This window comes from Mesorhizobium sp. M0633 (assembly GCF_040320645.1).
Taxonomy (GTDB): Bacteria; Pseudomonadota; Alphaproteobacteria; order Rhizobiales; family Rhizobiaceae; genus Mesorhizobium.
In genome coordinates this window covers 1-13855 of record NZ_JAMYQC010000028.1, presented here as the reverse complement: position 1 = coordinate 13855, position 13855 = coordinate 1, and the positions used below count along the sequence as shown (strand labels likewise).

The window sequence follows — 13855 nt, the reverse complement described above, 5'->3', positions numbered from 1 at the left end:
CGATTCATCTGTTGGCCGACCGACTCCTTGATCGTGATCAATGACCTCCCTGGCGGCAGGGCTACGATCCGCGATGCCGAATATCAGAGTCGATGGAGCACCGGCGACACCGTGCTGTCACGAAAAACAGGAGATCGCGCCGATGCTGATCCGCACGCTTTCTGCTTTGGAATGTACAAAATTGCTGACGGCCAACCGGGTCGGCCACTTGGCATGCGCTAAGGATGGACACCCCTACGTCGTGCCATTCTACTATGCCCACGCCGACAATCACCTCTATGCATTTTCCATGCCGGGCAAAAAGGTCGACTGGATGCGTGCCAATCCGCTGGTGTGCGTCCAGGTGACGAACGCGGCCAAGGGCGGGCATGGAGAAGCGTCGATCGTGTCTATGAAGAACTGCCTGATCGGATCGGCTACAAGGTTCAGCGCGACCATGCGTGGTCGGTGTTGACCAAGCACGTCGACTGGTGGGAGCCTGGCGCTCTGAAGCCGGTTACGCCTCCTTTTTCGGACAGCACTCCGCATGTTTTCTTCAGGAACGTTATCAAGCAGGCATCGGGTCGGGAAGCAAAGGAATAGCGTGCTTCCCGTCCGAACACCGCGGGCGCACAGCCGCTGTGGATTGTGCCGTGCAATCCGTTTTCACGCCAATTCGTCCATCGCGCAAAAAAACATTGGAAGTCCGAGCCAGCTTGGGGATAGGCACTCTGTGGCGCATGTATACCAGTGGTGAAGGGCGATGGCGCAGGAAAATCTGGTGGTGTGCAGCAAATGCGGCGGAATCAATCGACTGCCGCCAGCGCGCGATGCCAAAAACGCAAAATGCGGAAAGTGCGGGAAAAAGCTGTTCTCAGGCCACCCCGAGGACGTCGATGCACGAACCTTCGATCGTCAGGTCAAGCGAGGCACCGTTCCCGTTGTCGTGGATGTCTGGGCGCCATGGTGCGGGCCCTGCAAGATGATGGCGCCCGCATATGAAGCCGCAGCAAACGAACTGGAACCGCATGTTCGGCTGATCAAGCTCAACTCCGATAATGAGCAGGCCGTTTCAGCCAGGCTCGGCATTCGCGGCTTCCCGACCATGATCCTGTTCCATGGCGGACATGAGGTTGCGCGCACTTCCGGTGCAATGACGGCGGGGCAGATCGTCCGGTGGATCCGCGACCACCTGCCTGTGGCCGGCGCCTAATCGTGGATCCGCTCATCGCCCGACTCGGACTTGCACTGACTATAGGCCTGCTCGTCGGACTGGAGCGCGGCTGGCGAGAGCGGGACGCGCCCGATCGTAGCCGGACGGCCGGAATTCGAACCTACGGCATATCCGGTCTGCTCGGCGGCATTCTCGCAGCTCTGGCCGATGCTCTCGACGCAGTGTCCGTGCTGGTCGGTGGTTTCATCGCCTTTGCGGCAATCTTCGCCTGGTACAAGGCGCGTGAGGCAGCCCATGATGAGGATTTCAGTGTTACGGCGGTAGTAGCAGCCCTTTGCGTGTTCGCGCTCGGTGCATTGTCCGTCGCAGGCGATTACCGCGCCGCTTCTGCAGGAGGAACAGCACTCGCGGCCATCCTTGCCAGTCGAGAAATCCTGCACGGCCTCCTGAAGCGGCTGACCTGGATCGAGCTTCGTTCCGCGCTGATCCTGGCTGTGATGAGCGCGATCATCCTGCCCTTGCTGCCAAACCGGACGATGGATCCATGGGGCGGCTTCAATCCATGGGAAGTCTGGTTCCTCACGGTGCTGATGGCGTCGATATCGTTCGCCGGCTATGTCGCCGTTCGCGTCCTGGGGACCACCCGCGGCCTGCTCGTCAGCTCGCTCGCCGGCGCCATCATCTCTTCCACCGCCGTAACCGTGGCGCTGGCCCGCAACGCCGTGTCGGGAAGCAATCCTCTGCCGCTCGCTGGCGCGGCGTCGCTGGCGCAATGGTTTCCTTGCTACGCGTCTGCGCCGTGGTTCTGATCGTCGAGCCAATCGTGTTCGCTTCGGTTGGCATTCCCGCAATTGCCGCGGCGCTCTCCTTCGCTGCTTGCGGAGCATTGCTGCTGGCTCGGGACAGCGGGGATCACGAGGGTCCCGCGGTCGCGCGCAATCCATTCGACCTAGGCCCGTTGCTGCTCTTTGCCCTGCTGTTTGCGATCGTCGCGACCGCGAGCGCTGCATTGGCTGCTCAATTCGGCGGACGCGGCTTGCTGGCGAGTTCGGCGTTTGCAGGCATGTTCGATGTCGATGTCTCGGTTCTCAGTGCCTTGCGCCTGGTCAAGCATTCGGTCCCTGTCGAGACCATTGGCCAGGCGGTGCTCGCGGCACTGGCAGCAAACGCGATCTGCCGCCTGTCGCTGGCCGCATTTGCCGGCCCGATCAGGTTCTGGTTCCCGCTCGCAGGTGCAACCCTCGTCGCCGCAATAGCCGGCTACGGCACGATGTTGCTGCCATCGACCTTCTGATAGCGCCGAGAACCGGCCTCTTTTGATGCCGATCAAGGGCCAAGCCGGACAGCCGCTTTATGAAACTCCGCGAAGGAGTACGCCATGATCAGCTTGAAGGGTCTCACCCCGAAATTCCGGCGCGTCCGGTTGGTGCCAAGCCGCCTCGGAGGTAACCCATGCCGCGGCGCATCTTGATTGTTGTCGGCCATCCCGATCCATCGCCGCACCGGCTCTGCCGTAGTCTCGCCAAGGCCTATGCCGAGGGAGCGGAACTGGCGGGGCATGTCGTCCGCCGGGTCGACCTCGCGGCACTCGATTTTCCAATGCTTCGGACGGTGCAGGAGTTCGAGCACGGCGCGATTCCCGACAGCCTAAAGGACGCCGCTGAAGCGATAGTCTGGGCGGAGCACATTGTATTTGTCTTTCCGCTGTGGCTCGGGACCGTGCCGGCTCTGCTCAAGGCTTTTCTGGAACAGGTGATGCGGCCGGGAACTGCCTTTACCTACCGGGACAAGGGTGGCGGCTTGCCCAGGAAACTGCTCCGCGGCCGCTCCGCTCGCGTCGTGGTCACGATGGGCATGCCGGCCGTTCTTTACCGGCTATGGTTCCTCAGTCACGGCATTGCCGGCATGCGGCGGAGCATTCTGCGTTTCGCCGGCGTGAGCCCGGTGCGCGAAACCTTGTTCGGCATGGTCGCGGATGCCACCGATCCGACGCGGGCGAAATGGTTCGAACAAATGCGCAGGCTCGGTGAGCGGGCGCTTTAGCACGATCGTCTTCAACCGGAACAGCAAAACTCCCCTTTCGCACGAATGCAAAGGTGGGCGAACGTGAGAATTGGCACGGCTTTGCGAAGTGCTGGTCAGCAAAGGCTCGCCCGCCGACGTCGCAATGGACCCTGAGCGCACTGCTCGCCTCGGCCTTTGTCGTTGCGCTCGGCTACGGAATCGTCTTGCCGGTCCTGCCGATGATGGTCGAGCGGCTTGCCGGTGCGACAGATCCGACATTCAATGCGCGGCAGATTGGCTTCCTGACTGCTGCCTATGTCGCCGCGCCGGTGGGCGCCGCTTTCCTCTCGGGGAAGTGGTCTTGTTTGATCGGGCGCAGATCTGTCCTCTCCAGGGACTTGTCTTCTCGCCGCTCGTCAACCCGGCAGCGGCGAGGCTGCTTGTGGCTCCTGCCCTCCTGGTGATGGCGATGGGTCTGGCGGTTGTGCCGATACTTGCCGGGCTCACGGAAATGCTGTTTGCGGTTTCCGTTGTTTCGGCTTCGGCCGGCGTGATCAGCCCGCTGCCCGCCTACTGGGTGTCGCGCATCAGTGCACGACGCCAAGGTATGGAACTCGGCATCGAGTCGGCAGCGGTCAGCCTCGGGCGCTAGTGGGCTCCGCGGCCGCCGGCCTGCTGTTCGGGGTTCCCCGGGCTGGAAGGCGCCGCCTTCTTCGCCGCTGCCGCAGCAATGGGCCTCGCCGCGATTGCAAGCCTGAAGCTGCCGCTGCCATTGGCGCGCGCACATTCCGAGGCGCGGTCGAGCCCTGCCGACCGAGCGGACGCAGCAGTTTGATCCACGTCATTGCGAGTGCGGCTGCCAGGATGTGAAATACAAAAAACAGGAGATCTCATCGATGCTGATCCGCACGCTGTCTTCACTGGAATGTACGAAGTTGCTAGCGGCCAATCGTATTGGCCACTTGGCATGCGCGAAGGACGGGCAACCCTACGTCGTGTGTTTCAACTACGCCTACGCTGACACTCACCTCTACGCGTTTTCCTTGCTAGGCAAGAAGATCGAGTGGATGAGAGCCAATCCCTTAGTGTGCGCCCAGGTCGAGGAACACGGCCAAGGACGCGGATGGAGAAGCGTCATTGTCGACGGCCGCTTTGAAGAACTGAGTGACCGGACCGGCCACGAGTTTCAACGCGGTCATGCATGGGCAGTGTTGAGCAAGCACACGGACTGGTGGGAGCCTGGCGCGCTCAGGCCGATCACACCTCCCGTGTCAGACAGCACACCGCACGTTTTCTTCCGGATTCTCGTAGAAGAAATTTCGGGCCGGGAGGCAATAGAATAGGCTGTTTTCCGGTAGATTGACGCGTTGCACGGAACGCAAGCACCTGGCTGACAGTGGATTGCGCCGGGCCGATCGTTATTCAGCCTTTGAATTCTCAGCGCGACATTTCGATCGGCGCCGATGATCACGAACGTGCCGGTGGCAAGGGGAAGCTATAGATCGCGCGAACTTGGCCGCTTTCGATGGACCATGCCCGCGCCCAACTCAAGTAAGTTTCTTCTCTACCTGCCCTGGATGAGGTCCATGACAGGCGGGAACGTCAGCAATACGCCTACCGCCAGCAACGCGAAGGACACAGAAAGGACCTTTGCCATTTCCACGTTCTTTGGGGCCCACCTGCGCGAAAGGATAAACCAGGCAATCAACCAGACGATGACTGCGCTGGTCGAGACGCCGGACAAGGCGCCGGTTGGTGTATAAAACGTGAAAAAGTGGTTGAGTGATGTAAAGGCATCGCCGGCCAAGGCGAATATCCCCATAGCGGCAGATCCAATTCCAGCGGCCAGGATGGCGGCCGCACCGGGACCGTTGGGAATCTCGTCCGGCCTGATAGGCTTGATATTGGCCATGACTATTCGCCCTCCTGTTCACCGGCGATGATTTCAATCATCGCGCCACCACGAACCGGGGCGTATTTGTTGAGAAACGCCCCGAAAGCACCCGCTACACCAGTCGCCACGAAGGCAACAACCGCGAAGCCGATGACGGCCGTGCGGATTTCTTTCTGCCTGGCCAAAGCCGGTCCGTATTTGGCGAAGACATAGGCGACCATCGTCATGGCAATTGGCGCAAGCCAAGCCACGTGCTCTTTCCACTCCATCCCCAAGCTATGCCACGCGGATGTCTTCGGGTTGGAGGTCAGCAGAAACTTTGGATAGTCGGCCAAATTGGTAACCCCTGGGGGCACCGCCGCTCGATACCACGGATATACTATGTAGGCACCCGACAGCACCGCACCCCAGGCAAGGAAGACCATTATCGAGAGATAAAGCAAAAGCAGATTGTGTTCTCTGGCGCTTGGGATGGATGGGGCTCCAGGCGCAGACATTCGATAGAGCTCGGCAAGTGCACCCGAAAACGCGAGCATAAAGAGTGCTCCAAAACCCATACCGTGGAATACTGTCATAAGATCGCGGGAAGAGATTTCCATGACGTCATCTCCTACGTTGACAAGCTTTGATCAAAGGCCGATGGGGGCGTTCCGCTTTGATCGAAATCAATTTGCGATATCCGATAACATTATTTTGAAGCTTTATTTGAACAAACTTGCCACTGCCCTGCTTCGTAATGCAAGACGCCTACGCGCAGCTGTTGGCGGCCGGCGCTGAAAGGGTCGTGAGGACGGACCCCATTCCGCATCCGCCGAATGCGATTTCCCTCGCCGGCTTAACGCTCGCCTATTTCTCAGCCTTCGTCGTATCCACCCGAACTCAATCCATGCCGAATCAAGCAGCCGGCGTCGACTCCTGATTGAACTCTTTCAACCAGCCACCTTCAAATCCCGCCCGTTGCAGGCCGGTGCGAATATACCGGCATGAGCGCATCAGCCGCCACAGGAGGCCGCTGCATTCGTTCTCGATCATGAGCACGACGGGACCTTCGTTGAGGCCGAAATGCCAAGGCGAAACCCACCATCCAAAGGCGTTGCCGGATGTTCCTGGATGCGTCGGATTGAAGGCCGCCTTGAAACCATAGGCATTGGCGGCCTTGAGCTTGGCTTGGTGGATGCAGAAGCTGATCGCCGGCCGGACGATTTCGGGAGCAAAAGGCAGGGAGGCAGCGACCGACCATGGAGCGAGCGTGCCATCGTCGGGACCATAGGGCACGCCGCGCGCGACATAACCCTCGAACTGGCGCTCGATGCCGTTCAACTTGAGCGTGGAAGGACCAGGCCCCTCGCTTGCGGTGATGCCCCAGCAGTGTTCGCCATAACCCTCAAATCCACGCGGATTGTCGACGGCGTAGCGTTGCTGAACGAATGTGGCCCGTCGGCTGTTCTCGAAATAGTCGCTTCCCTTGCTGCGCATGAAGGCATCCTGGATGTCACGAAAATCGATCCAGACATGGGAAAGCTGGTGAATGAACAGCGATCCAGCATAAAGATACTCGTAGCCGTAACAATTTTCCCATCGGAATGTTGCGGTCCAGGCGGGGTAGCTAGTCTCGGGCAAGGGGTGGGTCGGCGAACCCAGTCCCAGGACATAGAGCAAGAGCGCCTCGTCATAGCCTTGCCAGCGATATTTCAGGAACCCGTGCTCGGGTGTCCAGCCGTGGGCGACGGTCTCTCCCCCGTCCTGCGCCCAGCGCCAATCGGCACGGTGATAAAGCGCCTCGGCCAAGGTCCGGATCTCGGCCTCGGGCGCGGTGTCGGCATCGAAATACTGCCCTGCAGCCAGCGCGCCCGCCAGCAGGAACGTGCTGTCGATCGTCGACAGCTCGCATTGCCAGGTCCGCCGGCCGGTCTGCATGTCCAGGAAGTGATAATAGAAGCCGCGGTATCCGGTAGCGTCGGGCTCGGGGCCCTGCGGCCTGTTCCAGAAGAAGCGCAGCGTTGCCAAGGTGCGTTCCGCGGCCGCGCTTCGCGTCATGAATCCGCGCTCGACTCCCACCGGATAGCAAGCCAGCGCCAAGCCGGTGGCCGCAATGCTTGCCGGCCAATCCGCCTCGGTCTTGTCCAGGATGAGACCATTGGCGGGGTTCGCCTCATGAATGAAGTAGTCGAATGTCTCCCGCTGCAATATCGCCAGATCGTCTTGCATGGCAGAGGTGTTCGCGACGCTGTTGGTCTCGGGAGAATGCGCTCGCATCGCGCTGCGTTCCCCCCGCTGTTCACGGATGCGCCAGACACAGATGGTCGAACACACCTTTGACGCCCCTGACGCCTTCGGCAACCACGCGCACAGCATCCCGTTCACTCTGCGATCTGACCGCACCCGAAAAATGCACCAGGCCATCAGTCACCATAAGCGTTAACGCGTCTGCTTCGACCCCTGCGTCCTCTCGCAGCCGTGTAAGAATGCTGCGCCGGATCGCATCGTCACCTGCCGCCGTAGCGTCGTCAAACCTCGTCGCAACGACGACGCGCAGAAGATCGGCGCGGCTGACGACGCCGACCAGACGCTGTCCTCTCATCACCGGAATGCGCTTTATGCCGTGCTCCTGCATCAGCGCAACAATTCGCGCTATCGGGGTTTCCTCGTCCGCCACGATGACATCCGAGGTCATCAGATCCGCCACTTTCCAGCTGTGGCCCTTCACATAGCTGCGCGGTGCACCTATCGGAAATACTGGGGCACCCAGTTCTGACCTGCGCAGGAAATCACCCTCGCTCACAATTCCAGCCAGGCGGCCTTTGTCATCGACGACAGGCATGCCGCTGATGCGATGATCCAGCATGATCCGCGCTGCATGTCTTACGCTGTGGTCAGGCGACACGGCAACAATGTTTGGACTCATTACATCCTTTGCTTTCATCTGCCTCATCCTTGGCTCAGTTCAAGTGAACAGGCGCCCGAGCGCCAATCGGCGGCATCGTAGCGTAAATGCCGCCGACCTCTTTGAGGCAAGTCAATGCCGGTTCCGAACCGACCGGTGCGGCCGACTCGACTGCTCCCACAACATGTCGAGCGGCTACCGGAACACATGACCGCCCCCGAAGCGGTTTTGATTTGTATCAATGTCGCGCTCACCTCGACGGGTGACTGTGCCATGCGACCTCGCGGATTGATGTCTGCGCCGACGCGACAAGTGCCTCGAACATGCGATCCCTGGCGGCCATGGCTGATAGTGTCTTCACCGCAAGAGCGCTGACCAAAACCTACACCTCGGGCGAGACGCAAGTGCTTGCGTTGCGTAAGCTGGATCTTGAGATCGCGGCGGGAGAGATGGTCGTTCTGCTTGGACCGTCGGGCAGCGGGAAGTCGACCCTGCTCAACATCATGGGCGGGCTTGACCACGCCACGAGCGGCCAGTTGTTCTTCAGGGACCAGGAACTGACCAACCTCGATGATCGGGGGCTGACTGCCTATCGGCGGCAGCACGTCGGGTTCGTTTTCCAGTTCTACAACCTGATCCCCAGCCTGACCGCTTATGAAAATGTCGCTCTCGTCACGGAGATTTCCGATCATCCGATGCGCCCGGAGGAGGCTTTGGCGCTAGTCGGGCTTGAACCGAGGATGCACCATTTCCCGGCTCAATTGTCCGGTGGCGAACAGCAACGCGTGGCCATTGCCCGTGCCATCGCCAAGCGCCCGGACGTGTTGCTTTGCGACGAGCCGACAGGCGCGCTGGATTCCAAGACAGGCATCCGGGTAATCGAGGCACTGCTCGGCATCAATGCCCAGCTTGGCACCACGACACTCATCATCACGCACAACGCCAGCATCCAGGATGTCGCCGACCGCGTCCTGTTTTTCGCCGACGGGCAGATCTCCAGAATCCGCAAAAACGAGGTTCGCCGGACTGCTGCGGAACTTGTCTGGTGAACAGGATGGGCGCGCTGGACATCAAGCTCCTCCGCGACTTCGGGCGGCTCTGGGCGCAAGCGCTTGCCATCGCCCTCGTCATTGCCGGAGGCGTGGCGACGCTCATCCTCGCCGTCGGATCCTACCGTTCCCTGGACGAGACGCGCACTGCCTACTACGAACGCTACCGCTTCGCCGACGTCTTTGCTTCGGTAAGCCGCGCGCCAAAAACGCTTGTCGACCGGATTGCCGAGATTCCCGGCGTTGCTTCGGTCGACACACGAATTGCCAAGCTCGTGCTGCTTGACATACCGGGTTATCTGGAGCCGGCGACAGGTGAAGTCATATCCCTGCCCGAAACCCAGGAGGCTTCGCTCAACCTGCTCTACATGCGTGTTGGTCGCATGCCGGAGCCCGGACGCGCCGAAGAGGTCGTCGTCAACGAGGGCTTTGCCTTGTCCCACCGCTTTCAGCCCGGGGCCCGATTCTCGGCAATATTGAACGGCCGGAAACGTGAATTGACGATTGTCGGGATCGCGCTGTCTCCCGAGTTCATCTACGCGGTCGGGCCAGGCGACATCATGCCGGACGATCGTCGCTTCGGCCTCATCTGGATGTCGGAAAAAACGCTCGCCAGCGCCTACGATCTCGATGATGCGTTCTCGTCCGTGTCGTTGAAGCTGCTGCGGGGCGCGTCCGAGAGTGAGGTCATGATGCGCCTGGACGCCCTGCTCGAGCGCTATGGTGGCCGAGCGGCCTATGGCCGGAAGGACCAGACTTCGCACGCCTGGCTGAACCACGAACTCGATATGCTCAACAACATGAGCCGGACCCTGCCACCGATTTTCCTTTTGGTGTCGGCATTCCTGGTCAATCTCACACTGAGCCGGCTCGTTGCGCTGGAGCGCGAGCAGATCGGGCTGATGAAGGCGCTGGGATACAACAACGCCAGCATCGTCATGCACTACCTCAAATTCGTCACCGTCATCGTGATGATCGGCATTGTAATCGGCAGTGCAGCGGGCACTTGGCTGGGGATGCGCATCACCAGTCTGTTCGGTGACTTTTTCCATTTTCCGTTCCTCGTCTTCACCAAGAGCCCGGACCTCTACGTCATTGCCGCCGCGCTCAGTCTCGTCGCTGCAATCATCGGGGCTGTGCGAGCGCTTCGAGAGGTCGTGCGATTGGCGCCTGCCGTCGCGATGCAGCCGCCGGCGCCTCCGCGCTATCGGCGACTGCTGCCTGCGAGCTTCACAGTCGACAGGTTCATGTCGCAACCGACCACGATGATGTTGCGCAATATCACTCGCCATCCAGTCAGGTCGTTGTTCACGACGCTTGGAATTGCGCTGGCGACAGCCATCCTGATTGTGTCACTTTTCACTGGCGATGCGATGGAGCAGCTCATCGACGTGACGTATTTCCTGGCCGACCGTCAGGACGCCACCGTCAGTTTCGTGGAAAAACGCCCGCTGGACGTCGTGCTGCAGATCGCGCGGCTTCCGGGCGTTCTCGCCGCGGAGCCCTACCGCGAGGTGCCGGTCCGCATCAGGAGCGGAAACGTCGAGCGCCGGATCATGATCAGCGGCAGGCGGCGTGACGCCGATCTCAACCGCATCATTGATGTCGACCTGCGGCCGGTCGTTCTGCCGGAAGCGGGCCTGGCGATTTCGAGCATGCTTGCTAGGATTCTCGCGGTGAGGGTCGGCGATTCCGTCGAGGTCGACTTGCTCGAAGGAGCGCGGCGGACCTCTGTCGTTCCTGTGGCAGCCTTGGTCGAAGATTACTTCGGCATCCGCGGGATGATGGATTCAGAGACGCTCGCGCGCCTGATGCGCGAAGCGCCGTCTGTGAACAGCATCAATGTCAGCCTCGACCAGAACAGCCGGGAAACGTTCTATGCCGCCATCAAGAACCTGCCGATTGTCGGCGGCCTGGCTCTGCAGAGTGTGTCGCTTGCGAATTTCCGCAAACTGGTTGCCTTGCTGATCACGACAATGGCCAGCATCTACACCGGGCTGGCTGCCGTCATCGCGTTTGGTGTCGTCTACAACAGCGCCCGGATCTCGCTTTCCGAACGGGCGCGGGAGTTGGCCAGCTTGCGCGTCCTTGGCTTCACCCGGGGTGAAGTGTTGCGCATCCTGCTGTTGGAACTCGCCCTGCTCACATTGATCGCGCAGCCGCCTGGATGGCTCATTGGCTTTGGTCTTGCCTGGATTATGCAGAAGAACCTGGCCGGCGAACTGATGCGGGTGCGCCTGATCGTTGAGCAGTCCACCTACGTCTTCGCCAGCGCGATCGTGATCGCCGCGGCCGTGCTTTCCGCGCTCGTCGTTCGCCGAAGGCTCAACGAGCTGGACCTTGTCACCGTTCTCAAGACACGGGATTGAACCATGCACACGATCTGGATGAAGCGAACGTTGGGCATTGTAGCGTTGACCATCTTGGGCGCCGGCGCCGTCTGGTTCGCATGGCCGCGGCCGATTGCAGTGGATCTGGCAACGCTGACGAAAGGTCCCATGGAAGTCACGATCGACGACGAAGCGAAAACGCGCGTGCGTCACGTCTATACGGTGTCAGCCCCGATCGCCGGCAAAGTCCTGCGGATCTCTCCACCCCGCCACATCGGAGACCACGTCACCAAGGACGAAACCGTCGTGGCTGTGATGCAGCCGACACTGCCGAGCTTTCACGATGCGCGCACCCACGAGGAACTGCTGGCGGCGCTGGCTGCGGCCGATGCGACGGTAAACCTTGCGGCAGCCGAAATGCGCCGGATCGAGGCTGCGCTTGTATTTTCGAGAACGGAGTTGGGGCGGGCGGAAGCACTTGCGCGCACTGAGGCGATTTCTCTCAAAGCCCTCGATGGCGCCAAGTTCGACGTCGAAACCAATGAGGCAGCCCTGGCCAGTGCAAAAGCTCAGCTGGAGGTCCGCCGAAACGAGCGTAACAGCGTTGCAGCCCGGCTTGGTGAGCAGTCGGGAACCGCGCCGGAGCCAGATCCCGCCTGCTGCATACAGTTGCGCGCTCCCGTGGCAGGCAGCGTGCTGAAGATCATTCAGGAGAGCGAAGGGGTAGTCCAAGCCGGTGCACCGCTGATCGAAATCGGCGACCCGCTCGATCTCGAAATCGTCGCGGACCTGTTGTCGACCGACGCTGTCCGCATAAAGCAAGGCGCGCCGGTCTGGATCGACAACTGGGGTGGACTGCCGGTCCAGGGCCGCGTCTCCCGCGTCGATCCGGCGGGCTTCACCAAGGTTTCCGCACTTGGCATCGAGGAACAACGCGTCCGCACGACGATCGACTTCACCGACCCTCCGGCGAAGTGGTCGGGGCTAGGACATGATTACCGCGTGATAGTGCATGTCACGATCTGGAAAGGCGATGACATCCTGGCCGTCCCGGTGGCTGCCCTGTTCCGACAAGGAGACGACTGGGCGGTATTCGCGGTAAGGGACGGCCGTACACGGGTATCTATCATCAAGATCGGTCAGCGAAACAGCCGTACGGCGGAGGTTCTGTTGGGCCTTGCCCCAGGCGATCGCGTGGTACTGCACCCGAGCGACAGGGTCACGGACGGCGTGACCGTCGCGGAGCGCGATGTCCAATACTCTCAATAGCTAGTGTCGGAACGGCAAAGTCGATGGGAAAGGCGGAAACCAGCGGGAACTGGCGGGTGGACAACAAAGGACGACATTTATGGCGAGACGGCACTTCGACGGATTATGTTTGAACGTCTTCTTTTTAGTCCTCTCGCGGCGTCCCTCCGGTGAGTAGCAACGATGCCTCGGGTCAGGTCACGACATCGTCGTGATGACCTGAATGTCGGCCAGCTCTCATGTGTCGTCCCAGCCTAAAGCCAACCTGTCGCAATCAGCCCAAGGCTGACGAGCGGGCATGCGCCGCATATCGGCCGTTGAGGTCGAGCTTTGCTACCACGGGACCGGTCGATAGTGTCTCGAGCGTTTGTGATCTTCTTGTGAAACCGCTCACAAAGCCAGGATCGCCAACGCTTCTACTCATGCTATGATCTCTTTAAGGCCATGCAAGAACAAGTAATTTGTTCTTGCTGAGTCTATCGCCGCGCAAAGACATTGTGCTTAGCACCCGCATAATGAGCCTGCCAGCCGCCTTGTGCGCTGCAGGCGACGAGGACTATCCAGCCTCTGAACGTCTCCGCCAACGCCGACATGGACATTCGATTCGAACATTGACGCGAGAGGTGATAGTCTGACCTTGGAACCTTGGAAGGAGGAAAATGCGCGCCATTGCACTATTTGCCGGCGTGTTGGTGACTCCGCCCTCGATGGCGGCGGAGCAGCTGATCTTTTACACAGCTAGTTTTCCAGATGCCACGTCGGTCCAGCTCAGCGTCGTGAACAACAATGTCTCGCTATATGGGGACTATGACTTTGACGTCGCTATTGGCCTAGTCGAGACGGACGCGAACGGCGCCATCAGGTATGAAGATGGCGGCAGGCACCGTGCACAAGTTCGCTGTAACTATCCGGCATATGTGAGCGTAGGTGCGCGAAAATATCCCATAGAGATGCCTCTGAGCCGCTCCGCACGTGACGACTGGAAAGAAAATCTCTGGAGGATTTTCTGCCCGGCACCTTCATCCTGACTTCCGTACCCATGGCATTGCTCGACCGGGTTACTTGATACCGGTGACCGTGATGCGTCCGTTGACGCGATCGGCTGTGAACTCGATCGCCTGACCCGTTTTGACCTTGTCGAGCAGGCCCTGCTCGGCGACGACGAACACCATCGTCATCGCTGGCATGTTGAGATTGGTCAGCGGCCCATGCTTAATCGTCAGCTTCTGCTGTTTGGCGTCGACCTTGATGACTTCGCCCTTCACGTATTCCTGCGCAAGCGCGCTCCCGCCG

General features: G+C 60.4%; 13 protein-coding genes and 2 pseudogenes. 10 read left to right on the top strand and 5 right to left on the bottom strand.

What is annotated here, in order from left to right:
• Positions 1-142 precede the first annotated feature (142 nt).
• The 6 genes and pseudogenes from NKI47_RS25175 (at position 143) to NKI47_RS25150 (ending at position 4500) form a co-directional block, all read left to right on the top strand.
• Positions 143-582: pseudogene (locus tag NKI47_RS25175) on the top strand (pyridoxamine 5'-phosphate oxidase family protein).
• A gap of 160 nt (positions 583-742) precedes the next feature.
• Positions 743-1192 (top strand): thioredoxin TrxC, encoded by a 450-nt coding sequence (gene trxC / locus NKI47_RS25170; protein WP_352593953.1) that lies wholly within the window; start codon positions 743-745, stop codon positions 1190-1192.
• Between the two features lie 2 nt (positions 1193-1194).
• A pseudogene (locus NKI47_RS25165) lies at positions 1195-2447 on the top strand (MgtC/SapB family protein).
• Positions 2448-2605: 158 nt separating this feature from the next.
• Positions 2606-3196: an NAD(P)H-dependent oxidoreductase gene (locus tag NKI47_RS25160; RefSeq protein ID WP_352593952.1), complete on the top strand. Its 591-nt coding sequence runs from the start codon at positions 2606-2608 to the stop codon at positions 3194-3196.
• Between the two features lie 322 nt (positions 3197-3518).
• On the top strand, positions 3519-3809 hold the full coding sequence (locus NKI47_RS25155; RefSeq protein ID WP_352593951.1) for a hypothetical protein: 291 nt from the start codon (positions 3519-3521) through the stop codon (positions 3807-3809).
• A 244-nt stretch (positions 3810-4053) separates the two neighbouring features.
• Positions 4054-4500, top strand: coding sequence for a pyridoxamine 5'-phosphate oxidase family protein (locus NKI47_RS25150; RefSeq protein ID WP_352455548.1), 447 nt, complete (start codon positions 4054-4056; stop codon positions 4498-4500).
• Positions 4501-4721: 221 nt separating this feature from the next.
• Here the strand turns inward: NKI47_RS25150 and NKI47_RS25145 are convergent, their stop codons facing one another.
• The 4 genes from NKI47_RS25145 to NKI47_RS25130 form a co-directional block, all read right to left on the bottom strand.
• Positions 4722-5069: a hypothetical protein gene (locus NKI47_RS25145; protein ID WP_352593950.1), complete on the bottom strand. Its 348-nt coding sequence runs from the start codon at positions 5067-5069 to the stop codon at positions 4722-4724.
• Positions 5070-5071: 2 nt separating this feature from the next.
• Positions 5072-5650, bottom strand: a complete 579-nt coding sequence (locus NKI47_RS25140; protein ID WP_352593949.1) for a hypothetical protein — start codon at positions 5648-5650, stop codon at positions 5072-5074.
• 295 nt (positions 5651-5945) lie between these two features.
• Entirely contained in the window at positions 5946-7307 is a 1362-nt protein-coding gene (locus NKI47_RS25135) for a glucoamylase family protein (protein ID WP_352593948.1), read from the bottom strand.
• A gap of 22 nt (positions 7308-7329) precedes the next feature.
• A complete protein-coding gene (locus tag NKI47_RS25130) occupies positions 7330-7974 on the bottom strand; it encodes a CBS domain-containing protein (protein WP_352593947.1) in 645 nt (214 codons plus the stop codon).
• Positions 7975-8276: 302 nt separating this feature from the next.
• Here NKI47_RS25130 and NKI47_RS25125 point away from each other — a divergent pair, with 302 nt between their 5' ends.
• The 4 genes from NKI47_RS25125 to NKI47_RS25110 all read left to right on the top strand — a co-directional run bounded on the left by NKI47_RS25125 (position 8277) and on the right by NKI47_RS25110 (position 13590).
• Positions 8277-8984 carry an ABC transporter ATP-binding protein gene (locus NKI47_RS25125; RefSeq protein ID WP_352593946.1) on the top strand — a complete coding sequence of 236 codons (708 nt, stop codon included), beginning with the start codon at positions 8277-8279 and terminating at the stop codon, positions 8982-8984.
• A gap of 5 nt (positions 8985-8989) precedes the next feature.
• Positions 8990-11353 (top strand): ABC transporter permease, encoded by a 2364-nt coding sequence (locus tag NKI47_RS25120; protein WP_352594018.1) that lies wholly within the window; start codon positions 8990-8992, stop codon positions 11351-11353.
• 3 nt (positions 11354-11356) lie between these two features.
• Entirely contained in the window at positions 11357-12583 is a 1227-nt protein-coding gene (locus NKI47_RS25115; RefSeq protein WP_352593945.1) for an efflux RND transporter periplasmic adaptor subunit, read from the top strand.
• A gap of 638 nt (positions 12584-13221) precedes the next feature.
• Positions 13222-13590, top strand: coding sequence for a hypothetical protein (locus NKI47_RS25110; RefSeq protein WP_352455540.1), 369 nt, complete (start codon positions 13222-13224; stop codon positions 13588-13590).
• 30 nt (positions 13591-13620) lie between these two features.
• Here the strand turns inward: NKI47_RS25110 and NKI47_RS25105 are convergent.
• On the bottom strand, positions 13621-13855 hold a 235-nt coding region (locus tag NKI47_RS25105), incomplete at its 5' end, for a copper-binding protein (RefSeq protein WP_352593944.1).